At 41.9% G+C, this 21,139-nt stretch carries 21 protein-coding genes and 1 pseudogene; 16 read left to right on the forward strand and 6 right to left on the reverse strand.

Annotated elements, in window-relative coordinates:
• The first annotated feature begins 81 nt into the window (after positions 1 to 81).
• Complete coding sequence (locus tag ACQY1X_RS03235) at positions 82 to 1,296, forward strand: ABC transporter permease (protein WP_002752366.1); 1,215 nt, start codon at positions 82 to 84, stop codon at positions 1,294 to 1,296.
• Between the two features lie 71 nt (positions 1,297 to 1,367).
• Here the strand turns inward: ACQY1X_RS03235 and ACQY1X_RS03240 are convergent, their stop codons facing one another.
• Positions 1,368 to 3,104: an IS1634 family transposase gene (locus ACQY1X_RS03240; protein ID WP_430015722.1), complete on the reverse strand. Its 1,737-nt coding sequence runs from the start codon at positions 3,102 to 3,104 to the stop codon at positions 1,368 to 1,370.
• Positions 3,105 to 3,426: 322 nt separating this feature from the next.
• Here ACQY1X_RS03240 and ACQY1X_RS03245 point away from each other — a divergent pair, with 322 nt between their 5' ends.
• Positions 3,427 to 3,687: a type II toxin-antitoxin system RelE family toxin gene (locus ACQY1X_RS03245; protein WP_002737784.1), complete on the forward strand. Its 261-nt coding sequence runs from the start codon at positions 3,427 to 3,429 to the stop codon at positions 3,685 to 3,687.
• Positions 3,688 to 3,932: 245 nt separating this feature from the next.
• On the opposite strand, the gene ACQY1X_RS03250 is transcribed toward ACQY1X_RS03245, so the two are convergent.
• Complete coding sequence (locus ACQY1X_RS03250; protein WP_002792488.1) at positions 3,933 to 4,433, reverse strand: bifunctional nuclease family protein; 501 nt, start codon at positions 4,431 to 4,433, stop codon at positions 3,933 to 3,935.
• Between the two features lie 317 nt (positions 4,434 to 4,750).
• Here ACQY1X_RS03250 and rpsD point away from each other — a divergent pair, with 317 nt between their 5' ends.
• The 4 genes and pseudogenes from rpsD (at position 4,751) to ACQY1X_RS03270 (ending at position 8,930) form a co-directional block, all read left to right on the forward strand.
• Positions 4,751 to 5,359, forward strand: a complete 609-nt coding sequence (gene rpsD / locus ACQY1X_RS03255; RefSeq protein WP_002737433.1) for a 30S ribosomal protein S4 — start codon at positions 4,751 to 4,753, stop codon at positions 5,357 to 5,359.
• A gap of 1,107 nt (positions 5,360 to 6,466) precedes the next feature.
• A complete protein-coding gene (locus ACQY1X_RS03260) occupies positions 6,467 to 7,243 on the forward strand; it encodes a class I SAM-dependent methyltransferase (RefSeq protein WP_002736571.1) in 777 nt (258 codons plus the stop codon).
• Positions 7,244 to 7,558: 315 nt separating this feature from the next.
• Positions 7,559 to 8,011: pseudogene (locus ACQY1X_RS03265) on the forward strand (DUF29 domain-containing protein).
• Between the two features lie 262 nt (positions 8,012 to 8,273).
• Entirely contained in the window at positions 8,274 to 8,930 is a 657-nt protein-coding gene (locus ACQY1X_RS03270) for a calcium-binding protein (RefSeq protein ID WP_430015390.1), read from the forward strand.
• Positions 8,931 to 9,049: 119 nt separating this feature from the next.
• Here the strand turns inward: ACQY1X_RS03270 and larC are convergent, their stop codons facing one another.
• Complete coding sequence (gene larC, locus ACQY1X_RS03275; RefSeq protein ID WP_430013969.1) at positions 9,050 to 10,306, reverse strand: nickel pincer cofactor biosynthesis protein LarC; 1,257 nt, start codon at positions 10,304 to 10,306, stop codon at positions 9,050 to 9,052.
• Here larC and ACQY1X_RS03280 point away from each other — a divergent pair.
• Both ACQY1X_RS03280 and ACQY1X_RS03285 read left to right on the forward strand, forming a co-directional pair.
• Positions 10,283 to 10,924, forward strand: coding sequence for an L-threonylcarbamoyladenylate synthase (locus ACQY1X_RS03280; RefSeq protein WP_002735809.1), 642 nt, complete (start codon positions 10,283 to 10,285; stop codon positions 10,922 to 10,924). The two genes, larC and ACQY1X_RS03280, sit on opposite strands and share 24 nt — an antisense overlap.
• A gap of 221 nt (positions 10,925 to 11,145) precedes the next feature.
• Positions 11,146 to 11,556, forward strand: a complete 411-nt coding sequence (locus ACQY1X_RS03285; RefSeq protein WP_430013970.1) for an Hsp20/alpha crystallin family protein — start codon at positions 11,146 to 11,148, stop codon at positions 11,554 to 11,556.
• Between the two features lie 58 nt (positions 11,557 to 11,614).
• Here the strand turns inward: ACQY1X_RS03285 and hpf are convergent, their stop codons facing one another.
• Positions 11,615 to 12,214: a ribosome hibernation-promoting factor, HPF/YfiA family gene (gene hpf / locus ACQY1X_RS03290; protein ID WP_002735641.1), complete on the reverse strand. Its 600-nt coding sequence runs from the start codon at positions 12,212 to 12,214 to the stop codon at positions 11,615 to 11,617.
• A 473-nt stretch (positions 12,215 to 12,687) separates the two neighbouring features.
• On the opposite strand from hpf, the gene lipB reads away from it, so the two are divergent.
• The 3 genes from lipB (at position 12,688) to ACQY1X_RS03305 (ending at position 14,918) form a co-directional block, all read left to right on the forward strand.
• Positions 12,688 to 13,356 carry a lipoyl(octanoyl) transferase LipB gene (lipB, locus tag ACQY1X_RS03295; protein WP_103111625.1) on the forward strand — a complete coding sequence of 223 codons (669 nt, stop codon included), beginning with the start codon at positions 12,688 to 12,690 and terminating at the stop codon, positions 13,354 to 13,356.
• Between the two features lies 1 nt (position 13,357).
• Positions 13,358 to 14,620, forward strand: coding sequence for a pentapeptide repeat-containing protein (locus tag ACQY1X_RS03300; protein ID WP_430015391.1), 1,263 nt, complete (start codon positions 13,358 to 13,360; stop codon positions 14,618 to 14,620).
• A gap of 67 nt (positions 14,621 to 14,687) precedes the next feature.
• Positions 14,688 to 14,918 carry a hypothetical protein gene (locus ACQY1X_RS03305; RefSeq protein WP_002737992.1) on the forward strand — a complete coding sequence of 77 codons (231 nt, stop codon included), beginning with the start codon at positions 14,688 to 14,690 and terminating at the stop codon, positions 14,916 to 14,918.
• Here ACQY1X_RS03305 and ACQY1X_RS03310 read toward each other — a convergent pair.
• Positions 14,907 to 16,103, reverse strand: coding sequence for a homocysteine biosynthesis protein (locus ACQY1X_RS03310; protein WP_002776032.1), 1,197 nt, complete (start codon positions 16,101 to 16,103; stop codon positions 14,907 to 14,909). The two genes, ACQY1X_RS03305 and ACQY1X_RS03310, sit on opposite strands and share 12 nt — an antisense overlap.
• 364 nt (positions 16,104 to 16,467) lie before the next feature.
• On the opposite strand from ACQY1X_RS03310, the gene ACQY1X_RS03315 reads away from it, so the two are divergent.
• Both ACQY1X_RS03315 and ACQY1X_RS03320 read left to right on the forward strand, forming a co-directional pair.
• Entirely contained in the window at positions 16,468 to 17,394 is a 927-nt protein-coding gene (locus ACQY1X_RS03315) for a class I SAM-dependent methyltransferase (protein WP_002736498.1), read from the forward strand.
• A gap of 14 nt (positions 17,395 to 17,408) precedes the next feature.
• Positions 17,409 to 18,062 (forward strand): HupE/UreJ family protein, encoded by a 654-nt coding sequence (locus tag ACQY1X_RS03320; protein ID WP_430015392.1) that lies wholly within the window; start codon positions 17,409 to 17,411, stop codon positions 18,060 to 18,062.
• A 175-nt stretch (positions 18,063 to 18,237) separates the two neighbouring features.
• Here the strand turns inward: ACQY1X_RS03320 and ACQY1X_RS03325 are convergent, their stop codons facing one another.
• Positions 18,238 to 19,242, reverse strand: coding sequence for a helix-turn-helix domain-containing protein (locus ACQY1X_RS03325; RefSeq protein ID WP_430013973.1), 1,005 nt, complete (start codon positions 19,240 to 19,242; stop codon positions 18,238 to 18,240).
• A gap of 201 nt (positions 19,243 to 19,443) precedes the next feature.
• On the opposite strand from ACQY1X_RS03325, the gene ACQY1X_RS03330 reads away from it, so the two are divergent.
• From ACQY1X_RS03330 to ACQY1X_RS03340, 3 genes are all read left to right on the forward strand, one after another.
• Positions 19,444 to 19,941, forward strand: coding sequence for a hypothetical protein (locus tag ACQY1X_RS03330; RefSeq protein ID WP_430013974.1), 498 nt, complete (start codon positions 19,444 to 19,446; stop codon positions 19,939 to 19,941).
• A 183-nt stretch (positions 19,942 to 20,124) separates the two neighbouring features.
• Positions 20,125 to 20,364 carry a hypothetical protein gene (locus tag ACQY1X_RS03335; RefSeq protein ID WP_430013975.1) on the forward strand — a complete coding sequence of 80 codons (240 nt, stop codon included), beginning with the start codon at positions 20,125 to 20,127 and terminating at the stop codon, positions 20,362 to 20,364.
• A complete protein-coding gene (locus tag ACQY1X_RS03340) occupies positions 20,345 to 20,959 on the forward strand; it encodes a Uma2 family endonuclease (RefSeq protein ID WP_016514965.1) in 615 nt (204 codons plus the stop codon). The genes ACQY1X_RS03335 and ACQY1X_RS03340 overlap by 20 nt, the downstream gene beginning before the upstream one ends.
• Positions 20,960 to 21,139: the final 180 nt, after the last annotated feature.

Here is a 21,139-nt window from a genome sequence, read left to right on the forward strand (position 1 = left end):
CTGAAAAACGCTATATCTTCATCTTTATCCCTGTTTACTGTTTACTGTTTACTGTTTACTGATTACTGAATATAACTAACCATGGAAATGCTCGAAAACCTGAAAATGGCTTTTTCCGCTTTGATGGCCAATAAACTGCGTAGTGGTCTAACCATGCTGGGAATTGCTATCGGTAACGCCTCCGTCATTGCCCTAGTGGGAGTGGGTGAAGGAGCGCAAAAAGTCGCCCTAGAGCAGTTTGAAGCCCTCGGTCCGAATGTTTTATTTGTTTCCACCTCCTCGCGCAATGTCCGGCGGACAATTCCTAATCCCCGGCCGCTCACCTACGAAGATGCTCAAGCGATCGCATCTCAAGTTCCCGCCATTGCCGCCATTTCTCCCGAATTCAGCGGGAAAACAATCTTATCCTTCGGTAATAGAACCAGTAATAGCCCCCTAGTCGGGGTGGGAGCCGATTACCTAAACGTGCGTAACCGTCAACTATCTAAAGGTAGATTTATTATGGAATCTGACCTGAAACGGGATAATCGCGTGATTGTCTTGGGATCGGAATTAGCTAAAAATTTCTTTGGTAATCGCAATCCCGTCGGCGAAAATCTTCGCATCGGCAATCTTAGTTTTCAAGTCATTGGAGTTTTACAGGCGAAAGGCTCCTTATTTGAGGCTAATCAGGATGATCGAGCTTTAATTCCCCTAACTACCATGTCTAATCGGGTTCAAGGCCGCAGCTCTATCTTTGGCATTCCCCTAACTCATATTTCTGTCTTGGCCAAAAACTCCAGCCAAATTAAAGCCGCCCAGTTTCAGATTAGCAACCTGCTGCAAATGCGTCATCAGGTCAGCGACGAGAATTATGTGCAGATTTTCCCCCAAACCGCAATCCTAGAAATGGCCAAAGAAACTAACGATAGTTTAACTAGAATGTTAGCCTCGATCGCTAGTATTTCCCTTTTTGTCGGGGGAATCGGTGTCATGAATATTATGCTCGTGTCAGTCACGGAGAGAACCCAAGAAATCGGGTTAAGAAAGGCTTTAGGAGCGAAAGAAGGGGATATAAAAGGTCAATTCCTCATTGAATCGGTGATTTTAGCTACCACTGGCGGAATTATCGGCATTTTTGTCGGCATTCAAGGAATGTATCTAGCGGGAATTTTTGCCGCTTTAACCACCAGTGTCTCAATCCCCGCCATAATTCTCGCTTTAGGAGTTTCCAGTGCCATCGGTCTGATTTTCGGTGTTGTTCCCGCTCATCGTGCCGCTAAATTAGAGCCAATCGTTGCTTTGAGAAGATTATAGCTGGACTTCCCCGTTGACAAAAGGCCATAACCTATGCTGTAGGAGGGATTAAGAGAATTTCCGCCGCCCCGTTACTGGGTACAAATCAGGGAAACTCCCAATAAATCTAACGCTTTTTGTTGCAGTTGGGTCGGTCGAGTTATCTTAGAAAAACGATAACTTCCCTCCCTAATCGTACATTCCACTGTATTCAAGCAAATTGTCCCCAGGTCTTCCAACAAAGTCCGAAAGCTATGCACAGGGAGGTTCTCTTGATTCCGTTTTTTTCTCTCTTTAGACTGAGCGGATTCACTGCGACTCGCTTTAATCACATTCAGAGAACCATCATCAATTTCTTCATCCTCAAATAACAAAGGAGCCAAGCACTGTTTTAAATGCCATTCCACATAATAAGCCAACATACATAAAAAGATATGAGCTTTGACTCTATCACCCTGATAATGATAGATAGGACGTACCTTTAAATCAATTGACTTATAACAGCGAAATGCCTCCTCCACTTGAGACAAACTTTTATAAGCTTTAACCGTCGTCGCTGCATCCATCAAGGTTGACTCCAGAGAAGTTCTTAACACATACACACCATCCAAAGCCGTTTCTTGAGCGATTAATTCCCGCTGACGCTGATAAGAAAAGCCTTCCTCTGTTATCTCTAAGTTATAGTATTTATTGACCTTAAACTGATTAAGAATCTTGCCCACTCTCAAAGCTATCTTATCTTGACCCTTTAAAGCTCTTTTCTCCCTTTGAGTCGCCTGAACAATCAAATCTAGTTCCTTCTCTACCGCTTCTAATAATGCCTCTCTTTGTAGTTGATTTTTCTGGGCGATTAAGGGATTCCGACAAGCAATTAATCTTTCATCGGGATAATCTTCACTCTCAAATTCCACCAAGTTTACCTGATCAAATAATCCTAATTGAATCACTTCTACCTCAGCCAGTTTCCGAATTTGAGGCTTAGTTAAACCAGTAATATAGTCTAATCCTTCTATGGGTTTTACTAATTCGTTGATTTTCGAGTTGGTTAAAATTCCTCTATCGCTTACCCAGACAACATTCTCAATCCCCCAACCCTTTCTGACTTTCTCAATTTGTCCGCTTAAAGTAGCACCGTCTGAAGTGTTTCCTTCAAATACTTCTACCGCTATCGGACAACCCTTGGCTGAACAGAGCAGACCAAAAACTATCTGAGTTTTCCCTTTCTTTTTATCTCGGTTATAACCATATTTTCCCAGTTCACAACCATTTCCTTCTAGGTAGGTAGAAGTGACATCATACAAGACTAATGTTCCTGATTCTAAGTGTTTAATTGCTAGGTGCTTCTCAATTTTCTCTTGTTTTTCTAATAACCAATCTAAGGCGTTATATAATTCGTCTTCATCGGCTTTCTCTAAGTCTAACAATTGTCCTAAACTCTGACTACAAGTCTCGCTATTAAACCCTCTCGCTGTGGCTAGTTTCGATTTAGGATTGATGATTCTTGCCACAATCATCGCCACTACTAAGTTTCTGATTCGTGAGGATTTTTCACTGATTATTTTATCTAAACCTAATTTTTTAATCGTCTCTAAAATAGCCATTACATGACCATGAGGAAGACTTCTAATCACTTCAAAATGATTGGGAATGCCTTCAGTCATGGACAGTGTTGCGCCTTTAAGAGCCAGTTTCAGATTGTCGATAATATCATCGGGTAATTTTGAGAGATTGGCCAGGGTTCTTTTTTTGACTTGATCTCCTTCTCGGTAGGACTCCCGAAGAAGAACGGCGGGGGGGGAATTACGGTTAGGAACTTTTTCTATATACATGGCTATCATTCTAGCAAATAGAGAGAATTCTTGTCCATTAAGAAATGTTACAAATTACATGGGTACATTAAGAAAAGTTAAGGGGCGTATCCATTGATGGATAAGGGTTTTCGGCTATTATAGTATATATGTATGGGGGAAGTTCAGTTATAGTTGCTGAAACTATCCAATCTATCCTACTCGAGTCTGACCAAGACAAAAAAGTGAAACTTGAAATTAAGCAGCAATTTCTTGACTCTCTAAGACAGACTGAAAAGGGAGAAAGGGAGATTTCAGCCGAGGAAGTAGCTAAAAAACTAGGCTTAAATTGGTAATAGCCTACTTGGTAGAATTTACAGCCGAAGCAATCGCTGGTTTAGCAGCACTCCCTGCAATTATTCAAGAGCAAATTTTCGGTAAAGTTCGCCTGTTGTCGGACAATTTTGCCAATTTTAGTCCTCAAGCTTTCAGTGCTAATTTGACTGGTCTTTTCAAGCTTCGAGTCGATGACTATAGAGTTATAGTCATTTCAATTAAAATTGAGAATATCAATCCCAGAGTTTTTAAGGATTTTGTCGGTCTAGACTGTATCACACTTATTTGAAATGACTATACTCGTTAAGACTGCAAGGGAGCGCCAGAGCTGCGGAGCAGGGAGAGGCAGTTTGAGCATTTGTACTAAAAATTTCAATACGCAGTTTAAATTCAGTACAGCTTATCCATCTGGCACAGACAACTCCTGATTAGATAAGCCTTCCCACTTAGAATATCTACCAGACTAAGCCTGAATCCGCCGTAATTTCCCTGTTACTATCATTTTTATCTAGCCGACGGCTGACCGCTTCAAGATCACTGATCACTAAAATCACCGCGACGTTGGATCAGGTCTGAGGGGCTAAGATTGGAGACGAAATTGCGAAAAGCTTGACGTTCCTCTTCATCCGCATCACGATCAACAGGAATAGAGGCAGAAGCGATCACTTCTTCCATTACCCAGATGGGACTGTTGGTACGCAGGGCAATAGCGATCGCATCACTGGGACGACAATCGATTTCTTTTTTGACTTCGCCGCGCTGGAGACAGAGAACAGCATAAAAAGTATTGTCTTGGAGAGAATGGATGATAATCTTTTCTAAATCCATGTCCCAAGCTTTAAAAATATTAACGATCAAATCGTGGGTAAGAGGACGAGGGGGTCTTTGTTGTTCGAGGACGGTGATAATGGCCTTAGCCTGATCTTGTCCGATGTAGATAGGTAGGGCGCGACGCTCGGAACCATCCTTCAGCAGTACAATGGGACTGCGAGTGATAGCGTCTAGGGCAATTCCAGCGACTTTCATTTCGATCATGACTAATGGCTTCTCCAAGATAGAGATTCAGCTAGGGAAGGAGTGGGAAAGCAACCTGAATAATATAGTGCTTCGTTACACTCACAGTATGCCCTAAGATGGCGGAGATTAGCCTCATCTTTAATGAAAAAAATACATCAGCTGCCGTCAGGAGATAGGAGCCGGTCGTCAGGAGTCAGGAGACTCCGAGACAGGAGACTCCGAGACTATTTCTATTTATTCTCCCCACACCCCACACCCCACACCCCAACTAAATTACTTAATTTGTGCTATGATGATAGTTTTGGGATAAATTTAAATAGGAGCAGACTGTTTGTATGTCTCGTTATAGAGGACCGCGCTTGCGCGTTGTGCGTCGTTTAGGGGAATTACCGGGCCTAACCCGTAAAAATGCCCGTCGTGCCTATGCACCCGGGCAACATGGCCAGGCCCGCAAAAAACGTTCAGAATATGCCATTCGTCTAGAAGAAAAACAAAAACTGCGTTTCAACTACGGTGTCAGCGAAAAACAATTAGTTCGCTATGTCCGCAAAGCTCGCCGGGCTACTGGTTCCACCGGTCAAGTGCTGCTGCAACTCTTAGAAATGCGTCTGGATAATACCGTTTTCCGTCTCGGTATGGCCGGGACAATTCCGGGGGCGCGACAATTAGTCAATCACGGTCACGTCACCGTTAACGGTAGAGTTGTGGATATTGCTAGTTATCAGTGCCGTCCGGGTGATGTGATTGGAGTCAGAAATCAAGAGCGTTCCCAGGATCTAGTCAAAAGAAATATGGAATACCCCGGTTTAGCCAATCTGCCGAGTCATTTGGAATTTGACAAAAACACCCTCGTGGGCAAAGTGAATGGCGTTGTGGAAAGAGAATGGATTGCCCTCTCGATTAATGAACTGTTAGTAGTGGAATACTACTCTCGGAAAGTCTAGGAAAAAAGCCTTTTCCAGATACCTTGAGGACGCAATTGGCAGCGTCCTTATTTTATTGGTTAAATTTAGGTTGACAGATAGCAAAAATTACGATGCTAGAAACAAAATTAGGGAAATATAAATGGCTCCCCCAGGTTTGGTGAGTAAAATGTATTCTAAGATACAGTCTTGCAGGCGACTAAGTGGAACGAACCACAGAGACACAAAGGACACAAAGATCGATCACTACTATATAAGTTGAACTTATCACACAAAGTCGAGAAGAGCCAATAAATCTCTCTTTCGAAAAAATTAACCAGACTGATAACTTAGTGCAGGTGTAACCAATAATTCAATTTGTGATTCTGCTACCTCTGCTGTATCTTGGAAAATCAAGCCTTCTAAACTGTATCCATCTTCCTCACCTTCGGGCTTCTGATAATATTCAACAATTGTGCCAATACTTCCTTTTTTGGCTCTTCGTTACTTGGTATGGTTCGATAGGGGGGCATAAATCGACTAAATCCTTATCTGGCAAGGGATTTAATTGATTAGTTCACTCTAGATAGAAAATAATTGACAAAAATCGCTAAATGCCTTTCTATATAGGGGTTCCATCCCTTATAACCCCCGTCCATTGCATAACACAAACCGAAGAGCCCCTTTTTTTAAACCATATTCGGGAATATCTTCTGTTAAAAACACTTGGGAAAATAGCTTAAATTTCATCTTGCTTGCTCCTAAATGGCGAATAGCGTTACAAACTTTGTTTCTTGCTCAGTCACCATCCCCGTGTCTCCCCGGCCAGGGAGATAAATGTAAAGATTTATTAAATTGTATCTTAGAATACAATGTGTGAGCAAGGTAGTATATGTCGTTTTTTTGGGTCTCCACTGAGAGTCACGTTGCGCTGTCGTTCAGCCCAACCTTACGAAAGCCGCAAGCACGCTGAGATGTACCGATTGACGGAGTTAATCAACCATCGACTGGGAAAAGTTCCTGACTATCCCCACCCCTAGTAGGTAGTCTTCAACCAGTCAGCTGTGCACTTCAAACTTGAATTAGCCTACCTGATTAGTTTTGTAATTTAACCAAGTAAATCAGCCCATATGTCTTTGAGAGGATATTATGAAACTCCAGACTGAAAATAAAAAACCAGAATCCCAATACGAAAAAAACCAAGATTTTAACTTAATTAACCGATACCTACATTCTTTGAGGTATAAAAATCTTGTACAGACAATAAACAACTTTCAAGTGAATACTTCAAGACAAGGAAAGATTATAAAAATCCTAGACATAGGCAGTGGCTTTGGTCGAACTTTTTCAACATTGGATGAAAAATTTAATATCGATTACTGGGGGATAGAATTGTTTAAAGAGTGGCATGAAACTGCCTGCGAAAGATATGGTGAAAAAAACAATTTTCATAATATTTTGGGTTCTGCCTTAGACAGGGAAGTTTACAGTCGTATACCTGAGCCTGATATTGTCACTGCTCTGGAAACATTTGAACACCTACCGGAGCGAGATCTAGTCAGACTGATAGAGTTTTTAGCAGATACTGTAAAACCTCAACTCCTGATTGCCTCCGTCCCTGTCGAAATAGGACCTATTATTTGGATTAAAAATATTGGTTCGTTTATAACTGGATATGCTAGAAATGGATTCGCTAGGGGATATACCCTGGAAGAAACTTTTTGGGCGGGACTATACCAGTTGGATAAACTGCCTGTTCACGGAAGAGGTGAAGGTGTTGCAGACCATAAAGGGTTTGACCATAGATGGTTAACTCAAACCATTCGTCAAAATTTCAAGATACTGGAAATAAGAAAGTTTCCCTTTAATTTCCTCCCTGCATCCCTAGCCACCTCATTGTTTATAGTTGCGGTTACTAGGGAATGAAACCAATGTAGGCCTATGGCTAGGGAAACTGTCAAAAGGACTGAAGGATGTAAAATAAGGAACCAATAAATTTTAGAACCTTTTGTCAGTGAAACCGTCTACATTGAAACCAGTTTAGCATCGTCTCCTAAGATTGGTTTGAGCGCAATAATAGTCTAGAGAAAACCTACACAACCTAATTCCTTTAGAATATTCAAAACCTTGCTATATCTAGAAAACGGGTGGGTGCATCTCATATTTGTAAAAATATCATCTAGACAAGACACCATTAAGATAGGCACAACGTAAAGATAGAATAGAAGAAACGTTCTCATTATGAAAACTAAATTATCTCAGCTTTATGAAACTGATTTTAATTTGTGGCTTGAGCAAACCGTAAATCACTTAAAAAAGGGCAATTTAGAGGCACTCGATTTAGATAACTTAATCGAAGAAATATCCGATATGGGACGTAATAATAGACGGGAGGTATTCGTCCGTTTAAAAGTTCTCTTGATGCACTTACTTAAATGGCAATATCAACCAGAAAAACGGACTAATAGCTGGATAAATACCATTGATGAGCAAAGAGAACAATTAGAGCTTATTTTCAGGGATAGTCCTAGCTTAAAACCCTATTTAGCCGATATTTTCGCAGAATGTTATCAAAAAGCAGTGCGAGGGACGGTAAATGAAACTAATTGACCAAAAGAAACTTTTCCAGTTGATTGTCCTTTTAGCCAAGAACAGGTTTTAAAGTGGGATTATCTTCCTGAAAATAGCTTTTGAACAATGGATATAACTAGGGAGGAACAATTATTTGTAGGATGGGTTAGCGGTAGCGTAACATGAGCGGGCGTTGGATTTCATGCTTCAACCAAACCTACGTTCTACGTTCTTTCAAGAGTTCTCTGTCATCATCCCCGTGTCTCCCCGGCCAAGGAGATAAATGTAAAGATTTATTAATTTGTCAGCGTATGATACAGTCTGGGAGAGGATTAGAGTGTTATAATGTTTATTAAGAATGGATAGTAGACAGGAGGATTAAGTCATGGCTACTTACTACGGTACAAATCTTGCAAACTACTACAACTATACAGGAAGTCAACAACTTTATGCCTACGGTTATGGTGGCAATGATACCATCTGGGGTAATACCAACAATGATTATATTGACGGTGGCGACGACAATGATCGTCTTTATGGATGGTCGGGAAATGATACCCTATTGGGACGGAATGGCAACGATTATTTAGATGGGGGAACTGGCAATGACTATTTAGGTGGAGAATCGGGAAATGATACCTTATTAGGGGGATCAGGGAATGATACCTTATTAGGGGGATTCGGGAATGATAGTCTAAGTGGTGGTGATGGTAATGATCTCTTAACCGGCTCTACATCTCGCACTTATAACAGTTATCAGTACGATACCTTAGCTGGAGGGTCTGGAGGGGACATTTTTGTACTAGGTGAAAGTGCTGGTAACTATTATCAAGGTGGTGGCTATGCCCTTATTACTGACTATAACGGGGCAAACGACTATATTCGAATTAAGAATACTCGTACACTTAGCCTATCGTATGCAAATTGGGGGGTCGGTGGTTCTGCTTTAGATACAGCCATCTATCAAAGCGGTGACTTAATTGGAGTCGTTCAAGATAACATCAGTATTGCGTTAACCAGTTATTACTTTCAATTTGTTTAGCATCGCCTCGTAGGTTGGTTTCTATAAAAAAAACGAGTTTCTTTAGGAAACCCGTTTTCTTTGATAGCTAATGCTTAATCCTAAATTGCTCGACAAAACATAATAAATATCCTCTTTATTCAGTCAGAAGTATTTTCTTGCCAAATAGCCAAGGCCATTTGATGAACAAATCGCCAAGGTAGATGATGCTGACGGGCAATTGCGGCACAATCTTCGTATTCTGGTTGTACGGTAATCGGTTGATTAATTGACTCTTTATAGGCAACTTTTAGCCGAATTTGACCATAGACAGTATCGATCGATTGTATCTCTCTTTTTAAGATTGATCGCTCTTGAATTGTCCTTCTAATGCCTAAAGTAGTGGTTTCCTGAAAGATCATATTTTCACAAATAGCAATTTTATCCAAGGCACAAATTACTGTCAAAAGTATTCCCAAACGGGATTTTTTCATAGTAATTGCTTGACTAAATACATCCAAGGCACCCACTTGTAATAAAGACTCACTTAAGTAGGCGATCGCTTGCGGATTTAAGTCATCAATTTGAGTTTCTAAAACTGCCACGGTTTCGCTTTCATCTAGCTTTTCTGATTCTTTTTTCCCTAACCAAAGCCGGACAAGATTGGGAATCGGTAAATCTTTTGTCCCTGCTCCTAAACCGACCTTTTCTAACTGCATTTTCGGCGGTTTACCGAAACTTTTAGCTAAAGTTGTCACAATAGCTGCCCCCGTGGGTGTTACTAACTCCCCTTCGATGCCATTACTATAAATTGGTACTTGTCCCTGACTGAACAATTGTACTACTGCTGGCACAGGAACCGGTAAACGACCATGGACGGCCTGAACTGTACCGCCGCCGGTGGGTAGAGAAGAACAGTATAATTCACTCACCGATAGCCAATCCAAACCCAAACAAGTCCCGACGATATCAATAATGGCATCGGTTGCCCCGACTTCGTGAAAATGCACTTTTTCCGGTGCGATCCCGTGAACAGCCCCTTCTGCGATCGCAAGTTGTTGAAAAACCGCTAAACTCCATTCTTGGACTTTCTGGGGTAAATTTGCCTGTTTAATTAAATTTTCAATCTCCGGTAAATGGCGAGCGGGGGTATGATGGTGATGGTGGTGATGATCAGCAGACTTCTCGGCAGTGACATCGACGTGAACCTTAGTAGCAATTTGACCGCGACGATGCACTTTTTCGGCCCTTAACTGATATTCATCCTCAATTCCTAAAGTTTTTAGTTGTGCAATCAGGTATTCTAAGGGGACTCCTAAATCTACTAACGCCCCTAAACACATATCCCCGGCAATTCCCGTGGGACAATCCCAATAGGCGACGATTTTGCTATCATGGCTACTATTTACTCTCTCCATCCGGAAAATCCCCAACAACGTTCTATCCAAGAAATCTGTCATGCCCTGAAAAATGGGGCAATTATGCTTTATCCTACCGATACCGTCTATGCGATCGGTTGCGATCTCAATGTGAAATCCGCCGTCGAACGAGTTCGCCAAATCAAGCAACTATCTAATGATAAACCCTTGACGTTTCTCTGTTCTTCTTTGTCGAATATTTCCGAGTACGCAGTGGTCAGCGATTATGCCTATAAGATTATGCGACGAGTTATACCCGGTCCCTACACTTTTCTCTTACCGGCGACTAAATTAGTGCCGAAAGTGGTGATGAATCCGAAGCGGAAAACCACTGGTATCCGGGTTCCCGATCACGTTATCTGTCGCACTATTCTCGAAACCCTAGAAAATCCTATTATCTCTAGTTCTGCCCATCTTCCCGATCAGGAGGGGGATTTTCCCACCAAGGGATTAGAAACCCCTAGGCTATTCGATGCCCTCGATCATATAGTTGATTTAATTATCGAAGATGGTTCGGCTCCCGGTTCGGAAGTGTCAACAATTGTTGATTTTACCAGCGATCAACCGGATATCGTGCGTCAGGGTTTGGGTTGGCCGGAATTACAACAATGGTTATAACAGTGATTTTAGCCGTCAGCCGTCGGTTTTTTGCTCCCCACACCCCACACCCCACACCCCACAACTTCCCACTTGCCACTGATAACTGATAACTGATAACTGATAACTGTATCGGTTATTGCGACTTTTTATTTCCTGAAAACCGCCTTGTGTAAGCCAAGTTAGTTGCTTAAGATAGAGGTAATCGCAGTCAGAGAAAACCTCTCAAGGAAATTATTACTATGGCTTTCACTCTTTATTCTCCCTTCCTAGAAATTAATTCTGTTCAACGTCAAATCGATCAACTTTTTCAAGAAGTATTACCGACAACTTCATCGGTATCTCGTCCCCCGGTGGAAATCTCTGTTAACGAGGATTCCGTAGAATTAAAAATCGAATTACCCGGTGTGGATATTAAAGATATAGATGTGGAGGTTAGCAAACAAATGGTGGCTATTAATGGGCAACGTCAACGCGCTGCCGAGGTAGAAAACAGCGAATTTTATTATGGTAAATTTAGTCGCTTGATTACCCTGCCAGTAGAGGTGCAAAATAGCCAAGTTACCGCTAACTATCAAGACGGTATTCTTTATCTCACCCTCCCGAAAGCGGTGGCAGAAAAAAATAAAGTGGTGAAAGTTAATCTTGGTTAGATGAGAAAAAGACTGGAGAATTTCTCCAGTCTTTAGTTTTATTTGTGGTCGCTAACTGTTAATTGGATTCTTTGCCATTTACGTTAACGGGACGGGGTTGAATAACACCAAAACCGCCGTGATTGCGTTGATAGATAACGTTGATTTCGTTAGTGTCTTTGTTGCAGAACATAAAGAAATCGTGATCGACTAATTGCAATTGTGTTAGTGCTTCCTCAATAGTCATCGGTGGCATAGCAAAGTATTTCATCCGCACTACTTCCGCAGGTAATTCGGGAGTGCGATCGCCAATTAGGTTATCATCTAAGGGTTTCTCTTGCACCACCTCGCTAGTTTTAACGGTGGCGTTGGTGCGATGATCCACCAGTCTCTCTTTATACTTGCGGAGTTGACGAGCGATTTTATCAGAAACTAAATCAATACTTGCGTACAAATTTTCGCTTCCTTCTTGAGCGCGAATCACTGTTCCATTAGCATAAACCGTTACTTCCGCTTTGTGGCGATCGGGAATGCGTGCATTCTTTTCCACGGAGAGGTGAACATCAACTTTTGTGGTTATGCCGTTAAAATGTTTCACCGCTTTCTCCAGCTTTTGTTCGACATAATCATGAATAGCTTCGGTGACAGCGATATTATTGCCCTGAATCAATAGCTTCATACTCACTACTCCATCTAAAAATTTTGCTATAGACCGTCCACATCAACTATTTTTAAGGGATGTTGATGCTAGGAATTTAATCCTCAAAAATCCGCTCGATCGCGCTGTTGTCAGAGGTCACAGTCTAGATATTGTCGGTGTTTTCGTTCTCTTTTTTTTGTCGGATCGCGCGGAAAATTCATCGGGTCGAGCGCCTATTTGCAACTAGATTTATTTACCTCTATTCTAACAAGTTTCTCTCAACCTTTTCTTAACAGAAGTGCGAAGTTCTGTTAACTTTTATTTAAAGAAACCGATTTTCGCCGCCAGCAAGAGAATCCGGTGATTGTTTCTCCTGTGGGACGGTTAACATCCGAATAGATGGGATATCCTTAGATTAGCACTTAGTATTCTCCCCAACATCTATATCTTCTCTTCTTTTAATCTTCCTTTGCGCTCCTTTACATTTCTTAAATATTTTGACACATCTCGCAATGAATGCTCAAAAAATACCTCGTCTCTGTGGGCTGAAAATTCAGGCAATTACCCCCTATTCTCTGGCCTGGGCGCAACAGCGATCGCTGGTGGCGGCGAGAATTGCCGATCCTGACTTACCCGATGTGCTGCTCCTACTGGAACATCCCCCCGTTTACACCCTCGGTACTGGTTCAGATATTAAGTTTATTAAATTTAATCTTGACAAAACCGATAAAGAAGTGTACCGAATCGAGCGAGGAGGAGAAGTCACCCATCACTGTCCGGGGCAGTTAGTGGGCTATCCGATCCTCAATTTGCGCTATTATCAGCAGGATTTACACTGGTATTTGCGACAATTAGAAGAAGTCATCCTGCAAACTATCGCTATTTATGGATTGTCGGGGGAAAGAATCGCGGGCCTGACGGGGGTATGGGTAGAAGGGTATAAAATAGCGGCGATCGGTATTAAAGTTAGTCGTTGGATTACCTATCATGGTTTTGCCATTAATGTTTGTCCGGATTTAAGCGGTTTTGCCGAAATTATTCCCTGTGGGATTGCTAATAAACCCGTGGGCAGTTTACAGCAGTTTCTGCCTAATATTAGTCTTATGCAAGTACAGCAAGATTTATCGAGGGTTTTCGCCTCAGTTTTCGGTGTGGAATTATTTTCTCTTGACAAGGATTAATATGAGCGATCGCAAAGACCCAGAAAAACTCGCCGCAGAAAATAGGGCCGATAACCCCGAAAATAACGGTAAAACCAGTTTATCGCCCCCCGATGCCTCCGAATACGTCTCCTCTTTATCTTCGCGTAATCCTCTGCGTCAGCGCATCCTACTATTAAAAGATCTTCGGCCGGGTAACGCGGGGTTACTGTTGGCCCCCCTGATGGTGATGACCATCGGCCTGGTCTTTAGCTGGGACTGGTTAGGCTTTTCTGGGGCGATAGTAGCGATATTAATATCTTTACAGGTGATTTTGCCCTCTATTCGCCAGTGGATCGCCCATTATCTCACCCCCTCTGAACGTCAGACGGTTTTCGCTTTTATCGTTTTTATAGCTGCTCTGGCCGGATTAGGGAAATATTTAGGGGTTTATGATCGCATATTGCGATGGTTGGAGAGTTTTAAATACGATGAGTTCGGTTCCTGGGCCGAGTGGGTGGGGGCCTTGGGACAGATTATGATCGCCGTGTTAGCTGTCTATGTGGCCTGGGAACAGTACGTTATTTCTAAGGATTTAACCATACAGCAAAATCGCATTACCCAACAACAGACGATCGATTCCTATTTTCAGGGGATTTCCGATCTAGCCTTGGATGAGGAGGGATTTTTAGAAGATTGGCCCCAGGAAAGAGCGATCGCAGAAGGTCGCACCGCTTCTATCCTCAGCAGTGTCGATGCCTCTGGGAAAGCGAAAATACTGCGTTTTTTGAGTCAATCGCGGCTATTATCACCGATTAAACGCGATCGTTATCTAGGCCGACCGATTCTAGACGGGGAAGGGGGTTATGCGGAGGATCGAGAGTTCGGTACAAGAGTAGTACAATTGGGGGTAATGTTAGCGGGGGCTGACATTTCTGGGCAGGATCTGCGCTGGACGGATTTAAGCGAAGCGAATATGGTGCGGGCCGATTTAAGTTATAGCGATTTGGTGAAAGCAAATGTATCGCGGACAATTCTCTACGAAGCTAATTTAAGAGGGGCAGATATCAAAGGGATGCGTTTATTTTATGGTTCCCTAGAAAATGCTACCCCCCGCAGTCGTACCGTTCCCCCCAATTATGACAGCGGAGAACACACGGGAGCAGTGGTAGAAAATGTCAATTTTACCGGGGTGAAAAACATGAGCGAGGAACAACGTCACTATTGTTGTCGTTGGTGTGGGGAAAAGTCCCGCGCAACCATTCCGGGGGGATGTGCTGATATTGCCAATCTTTTAGGTCGTTAACGGAGGCGATCGGCAGGGGGCAGTGTTATAATCAGTGGTATTCATTGCTAATAATTCCCGCAAACTTATGAATCAAAAAGTCGTTATTCTTGCCACTGCTTCCGCTAGTTTATTAACCCTATTAGTTACCACTAACTCCGTACAAGCTGCCCCAGAGTCCTTTCATCCTAGTTTCAATACCGAGAACTTAGGTGACATGATTATCGCCAAGACAACCGGGGAAGAAAATCCGATTTTACGTCATCTTAATTGTAGTTGTGCCGCCTGCACGCAATCCCTTAACTCCTCACTCAATTGATAATTTTCCGCCCCAACGATCCTGGGGAATAAAAGTCCGCTCTAGATTAATTTTTGCCACGGGTTCTGTGAGGGTAAATTCTCCCGATTCGATCAGTGCTTTTAATTCTAAAGCGGCTTCCCGGGACAGGGAAATACTGGCCAAAGGAGCCACCCTCACACTTTTTCCCTCGATCATAATCCGACCGCTTTTTAGTTTAGCGTAGGTGATTAAACCAAAGGTAGGACGGACTCGCCGGGGAATCGAAAAATCCACCACTGGAGCGACAATTTCCTCATCTTTTACGGCACAATGTCGAACGATTTCCTCGTTTAAAATTGGAATCGGTACTGCTACCCCTAACATTAAAGAAGCCCCATAATTTTTGAAATAACAACCCCGCACCCAGCGAGCATTCATTTGTTTAGCATCCCCAATTAAGGCTAAGGTGGAAGCGGGACCAATAGGAGTTCGATTTTGTAGGCGTTTTTGCAGGGGAAAATGTTGGGTTCCTTCCCAGGCAATATAACCGATTCCTCCTCCCAAAAAAATGCGCGTACCGATGCCGATAGCCTCTAAATCTGGGTCATTTAACAGGGGAGAAATTGCCCCGGGGTTAGAATAAACTGCATTACCTAATCGGGGCTGTAGTGGTCCTAAATAAGTATATAAAGTCCGCTCTCCTCCATTGACTCCGACGATAAAATTCTGGTAGAGATTGCGAGGATTAAAAAGATAAAATTGATTGATAGTATCCTTAGAAATAATCGTTTCAAAAGAAGTGCGAGGATAACAATCAGTGGCCTGGCCGACAGCGCGCAATTGAATCGATTTTCCAGCGATTAAATCCTCAATAATATGTCCGCCGCCCCTTTCGGGATTTTCTCCCTCTAAATTCTCATTTTTGGCCGCTAGATCACTAATAGCACTGGCTCCTAAATATAAATCCACCGCTCCAAAACCAGCATAAGCAGGAATCCCATCTAACCAACATTGACGAATTTTTATCGGCGGATCCGTCTGACCTAAATTAATAATTGCCCCCGAAGATTCCATCGGTTCAAAAGTTCCCGTACAAACCACATCTACTTGGGAAAAAACCTCCTTAATTCCCATTTCGCTCACGCGGCTTTTTAATTCCTCTACTGTCCAGACTACAGCAGTTTTTTTAGCGATCTTGTCGTTGATTTCAGCGATTGTTCTCATAATAAGTAGCTGGTTATAATTAAATTGAAGATGTATTCCCCCTTAATAAGGGGGTGCCGATCCCCCCTTAGTCCCCCTTTATTAAGGGGGGTGCCGATCCCCCCTTAATCCCCCCTTAATAAGGGGGGCATCTGAAAGTTTTCAACACCTACCTACTTAAAAATTGGCAAGATGGGGGTTAGGGAGCTTTTTGCTTTTATCAGTCAACAGTTATCAGATGTGAGTTTTCAGTGAGTGGTATTAACTGAGTAGTATTAAATGGCGGTGACAGTGCTGTTTTTTCACTGATTACTGATTACTGATTACTGATGACTGATCACTGTTATAAGATGAGAAAGGGAAAATTTACGATCGAAGCTTTTCTATGACAGTTACACCCGTTCCGGCCTCCTTTAATCCTGTTTCTGGTCTAGTTAACCGTATTCTCGGCATAAAACCGCTTTTTGACATCGCTCGCTATCAGGCCCGCAATATGATGATTAAAAGAGCCGAAAAACTAGGCGTACCTTGGCGAGAAACCGTCAAACAATGGCAGCAACGGGATTGGAGTCAGGAACTGCAAGCGGTAGAAAATCCCGATCTCGTCTATCCCGAATACTACGTTTGTTCTTTCCACGCTTACGAAAAGGGCAATTTAGACTGGTTGCCAGCTTTTGAGGTAGAATCTGCCGCCTATGCTGTCCATTCTACCATCTGGCCTGGGGCGGGGATGGACGGCGACCCGCGATTGCGACGGGAATATCACCGGATATTAAAGGAGCAAATCAAGGCAAAAATTAACGATATTGTCGATTTAGGCTGTAGTGTCGGCATGAGTAGCTTCGCGCTGCAAGATACTTATCCGCAAGCGCGGGTAACTGGGTTGGATCTCTCTCCCTACTATTTAGCAGTTGCTCAATACCAGGCTCAACAAAAACAAAAGACGATTCAATGGCAACACGCGGCTGCGGAAAAAACTCAATTACCCAGTCAGTCCTACGATCTGGTATCTTCGTTTTTAATGTTTCACGAACTACCCCAACAGGCTACTAGAGAAATTTTCGCCGAAGCGCGTCGTTTATTGCGATCGGGGGGTTATTTGACGCTGATGGATATGAATCCGCGCTCGGAAATTTATCGAAAAATGCCCCCTTATGTCCTCACCTTACTCAAGAGTACCGAACCCTATCTCGATCAATATTTTACTCTCGATATCGAACAGGCATTAGTTGAAGCGGGGTTTCAAGCACCGATCATTACCCCCACCAGTCCCCGACATCGGGCGATTGTTGCGCGGGTTTCCGAATCATAATTTTGAGGTAATCAATGAAGATAATTTTTCGTCAAAGCTGGACAAAGATATTAACTATTGTCCCTCTCTTTCTGTTAATTTTTGCCAGCAAAACCCTTGCCCATCATGTCATGGCAGGGCAAACTCCCGATAATTTTTGGAATGGATTTTTATCGGGTTTAGCTCACCCAGTTATCGGTTTAGATCATTTAGCTTTTGTGGTGGCTAGTGGTTTAATTGCTGTGGGGATGGAACAGGGTTTATTAATTCCGATCGCTTTTGCGATTGCTACTTTAATCGGGACGGGGATTCATTTACAGGGAATAAATTTACTTTTTCCTGAAGGGATTGTTGCCCTTTCTGTGGTGATTTTTGGACTAATTTTAACCCTGAAAAAAGGGTTACAAAATCATTCTAATCTCTATACGATCGCTCTGGCAACTTTGGCAATGATCGCGGGAATTTTCCACGGTTATGCCTACGGAGAATCAATTATCGGGGCGCGAGTTGCCACTTTAGTTGCCTATTTAATCGGTTTTACCGTCATCCAATTAGCGATCGCATCTGGGGCTTTTTTCCTTGGCAGTGTCATCAAGGAAAAATTAGCCAAGCAAGCGACTCTAATTAGTAAGTTAATCGGATTGGCAATTATGGCGATCGGTACAACTTTTTTAGTGGGAATTAAGTAAATTAATCTCGATGGGGCTAATTATTAATGGCTCTCTTGAGGTTATGAGATCGAAGAAAGGGCGTACAATATACGCCCCTACCAAACAAGTACGGGAGAGGCACTGAATTGGAAGAGGAGTTAGGAATTGAGTTCTCAAAGCAAAAATAATCCTAATTCCTACCCCTACTATTTTTTTAGGTTTCAGAGGGGAAGTAACCAAACAGTTTTTTATAATCAGAGGCCAGATATCCTCGATGAAAAAAACCTAATTCTTCGGCAATTTCATAAGTTAATTTTGTCTGATTATTTTGGTTAAGAGATTGATGTAAAGCATTAAGACGAAGCAACTTAAAATAATTGTAAGGAGACATTTGATAGAAGTCTTTAAATATATATTCTAAGGTGCGTTGACTTACTTTTAATTCTTGACAAATCACTGGAATAGTCAGATCAGAACGCAGATTTTTTCTCATCATTTCTTCTGCTTTTTTGAGGATAGAGGTGCGTCTGATAGCGTTTTTAGGGGTTTTAATATCTTTGGTTACTGCTAAAGTCAAAAGAAAATCTTTGACAATTTCTTCTTTTAATTTTTGCCTGACAAAATTTAATCTTAATGCTTTTCTTTGCCAAGATATTTGTTGACGATCTAAATTAAATAGCATTCGATAAAGTTGATGACAAGATTGTTGGAGATGACGAATTTTTTCCGATGGGCAAATCACAACAGAAGAAGCGGAAGAATTTAAAAACTTTTTCGCTTCTGGTAGCTCTAAATTTTGGCACAATTGTTGCAGATAATTATCATGAACGTAAAGCTGAAAACGATTGGAAAAGGGATGTTGAAAAATGGAAATTTCTGATTTAGGGGGGACAATCCCAAGATAGTTATTTTCTAATGAGTACAAATTTTGGAAGAAGACGGAATTCACCTGAATAGGAATCGCAAAAACCCACATTTTAGAATGGACTACTCCCACAACATTTATTAAACAATTACGTTGCGATAATTCTAACATCACTTCATCGATGATGATCCTTGAAAGATACCCTTCAAAATGATCACCACTGAGTTGTAAAGCATCTCCGTTGACAAATTCTCGATTCTGAAAATAGCGAGAAAAGTCACAAAAATATTCACTTTTAAAGGTTAATTCCTGAGAATCAATTAAAATATCGGTTTTACTGTCAAAAATAAACATCTATGTATAACTCCTTGGTTATTGAGTAAAATTAAACTTTTTTTGCCCATCAATTTAAAGACTTGCGTTTTTTGGATCATCTTAGCATAGAGGACTGAGTAGTATGAGTTACAGCAGAGTTGATTTGTTAATTTTGTCCATCAGTGTAGTTCCGTTTAAATCTCTCACTTTTTCCCGTTATTAATTACCAAGTAAATGTCGATGGTTAAACAATATATGCCATTTAAAGATTGCTCTAGGGTATTGGGTGCAGAAATTCTTCAATTACGTCCCCCGGCATTTTCTGATGACCCAAAATATAACACATTTAGCTATACCTATTATCCAGGGGGATTGGAAATTTCCGATAGCTATATCTATTATCCAGGAGAATCAGAAATTTCCGAAGCCCTTGCCAGGGAAATCACTACGTTCGCCGTTCCCCCGACAAATTATCCAGAGGGATTGGAAATTTCCGATAGCTATATCTATTATCCAGGAGGATCGGAAATTTCCGAAGCCCTTGCCAGGGAAATCCCTACGTTCGCCGTTCCCCCGACAAATTATCCAGAGGGATTGGAAATTTCCGATAGCTATATTTATTATCCAGGAGGATCGGAAATTTCCGAAGCTGTTGTTCCTAATATTAGCACTTGTCTCTATGCGCTCAAAGCAATCATAGCATTTTTCATCAGAATGAGGCATGGGCAAGGGGCTTAAACCCTTTGTTGGCAAAACTTGTCGACACCTCAGTAACGTGAAAAGTGCTATAACTACACATCTAAGCCACCGACATCGTCTTCATCATCAGGAGGGGCTGTAACATTCAGCGTTAATCAAGGAGACCCGATCATAAACTTACTAGGCGGCTCCGGTGGTAAAGAATTTTATGAGGGTGTAGTATTGCCAAATGGAGATCTAAAAACTAACTGGCAACTGACTCCTTTTATGAACCTCGCCGTCGTTACCAATTATATTTTTGGTTTCGTCCTCATCTTTTTTGGCAGTGATAGTGCGATCGCAGATTGTGTAGAGAGTTTGTCGGGTGGGCAATGCCTATTTTACATTCAAGGTAAAATAGAGCCAAGGAAGTTAGTAGAGAGAGAAAGCTATTTTGCCAGCTATGAGCCAAACCCTACCTAAAACTGTTAGTTTCGAGGAATTCGTCCCTTGGCTGCCTGAAAATTCTGGAGTACGTTATGAGCTACACAAGGGAAATATTATTGAAATGGCACAACCCGCAGGAGAACACGAGGAAATCAAAGGATTTTTAACTGTTAAACTCAGTGGAATAATTGATAGACTGGGTCTTCCTTATTTAATTCCTAACCAAGCGATTGTCAGACCTGCTGGTAAAAACTCTGGTTATTTTCCTGATGTATTAGTGCTAAATCGAACCAAGCTCGCTCAGGAAAAATTATGGAAAAAAGAATCAATCCTTAGTGAGGGTGCATCTATCCCTCTGATCATTGAAGTGGTATCGACTAACTGGCGTGATGATTACTACTTAAAATTTGCTGATTATGAAGAAATGGGTATTCCTGAATATTGGATTGTCGATTATGCAGCCTTGGGTGGGCGTAATTTTCTTGGCACTTCTAAACAACCGACCATCTCTGTTTGTCGCTTAGTTGAGGAAGAATATCAAATTCGGCAATTTCGAGATAGTGATCGCCTAATTTCTCAGACTTTCACGGAATTAAATCTCACTGTCAATCAGATTTTCTTAAGTCTGTAGGGTGTGCATCGTCCACCTTACTCTTTTCGCTTTTTTCTTCAGTTTGAGAGGTTGATTTTGCCGATTAAAATCCGCAATTATTGCCTTTATTTGCTCCATCTGCTTGAGTTTTAAGCCATTAAGCTCAATTTATTTTATCGCTTTCGTGTTCATGTTCTCAAGGTCGTTACTAAGACAAGA

Origin of the sequence: Microcystis protocystis FBCC-A270 (assembly GCF_050500235.1) — a bacterium.
GTDB lineage: Bacteria > Cyanobacteriota > Cyanobacteriia > Cyanobacteriales > Microcystaceae > Microcystis > Microcystis ichthyoblabe_A.

Coding starts and splice junctions, on each gene's coding strand:
- ACQY1X_RS03235 (WP_002752366.1), top strand. CDS start 82: ATGGAAATGCTCGAAAACCTGAAAATGGCTTTTTCCGCTTTGATGGCC.
- ACQY1X_RS03240 (WP_430015722.1), bottom strand. CDS start 3,104: ATGTATATAGAAAAAGTTCCTAACCGTAATTCCCCCCCCGCCGTTCTT.
- ACQY1X_RS03250 (WP_002792488.1), bottom strand. CDS start 4,433: ATGATCGAAATGAAAGTCGCTGGAATTGCCCTAGACGCTATCACTCGC.
- rpsD (WP_002737433.1), top strand. CDS start 4,751: ATGTCTCGTTATAGAGGACCGCGCTTGCGCGTTGTGCGTCGTTTAGGG.
- ACQY1X_RS03260 (WP_002736571.1), top strand. CDS start 6,467: ATGAAACTCCAGACTGAAAATAAAAAACCAGAATCCCAATACGAAAAA.
- ACQY1X_RS03270 (WP_430015390.1), top strand. CDS start 8,274: ATGGCTACTTACTACGGTACAAATCTTGCAAACTACTACAACTATACA.
- ACQY1X_RS03280 (WP_002735809.1), top strand. CDS start 10,283: ATGGCTACTATTTACTCTCTCCATCCGGAAAATCCCCAACAACGTTCT.
- larC (WP_430013969.1), bottom strand. CDS start 10,306: ATGGAGAGAGTAAATAGTAGCCATGATAGCAAAATCGTCGCCTATTGG.
- ACQY1X_RS03285 (WP_430013970.1), top strand. CDS start 11,146: ATGGCTTTCACTCTTTATTCTCCCTTCCTAGAAATTAATTCTGTTCAA.
- hpf (WP_002735641.1), bottom strand. CDS start 12,214: ATGAAGCTATTGATTCAGGGCAATAATATCGCTGTCACCGAAGCTATT.
- lipB (WP_103111625.1), top strand. CDS start 12,688: ATGAATGCTCAAAAAATACCTCGTCTCTGTGGGCTGAAAATTCAGGCA.
- ACQY1X_RS03300 (WP_430015391.1), top strand. CDS start 13,358: ATGAGCGATCGCAAAGACCCAGAAAAACTCGCCGCAGAAAATAGGGCC.
- ACQY1X_RS03305 (WP_002737992.1), top strand. CDS start 14,688: ATGAATCAAAAAGTCGTTATTCTTGCCACTGCTTCCGCTAGTTTATTA.
- ACQY1X_RS03310 (WP_002776032.1), bottom strand. CDS start 16,103: ATGAGAACAATCGCTGAAATCAACGACAAGATCGCTAAAAAAACTGCT.
- ACQY1X_RS03315 (WP_002736498.1), top strand. CDS start 16,468: ATGACAGTTACACCCGTTCCGGCCTCCTTTAATCCTGTTTCTGGTCTA.
- ACQY1X_RS03320 (WP_430015392.1), top strand. CDS start 17,409: ATGAAGATAATTTTTCGTCAAAGCTGGACAAAGATATTAACTATTGTC.
- ACQY1X_RS03325 (WP_430013973.1), bottom strand. CDS start 19,242: ATGTTTATTTTTGACAGTAAAACCGATATTTTAATTGATTCTCAGGAA.
- ACQY1X_RS03330 (WP_430013974.1), top strand. CDS start 19,444: ATGGTTAAACAATATATGCCATTTAAAGATTGCTCTAGGGTATTGGGT.
- ACQY1X_RS03340 (WP_016514965.1), top strand. CDS start 20,345: ATGAGCCAAACCCTACCTAAAACTGTTAGTTTCGAGGAATTCGTCCCT.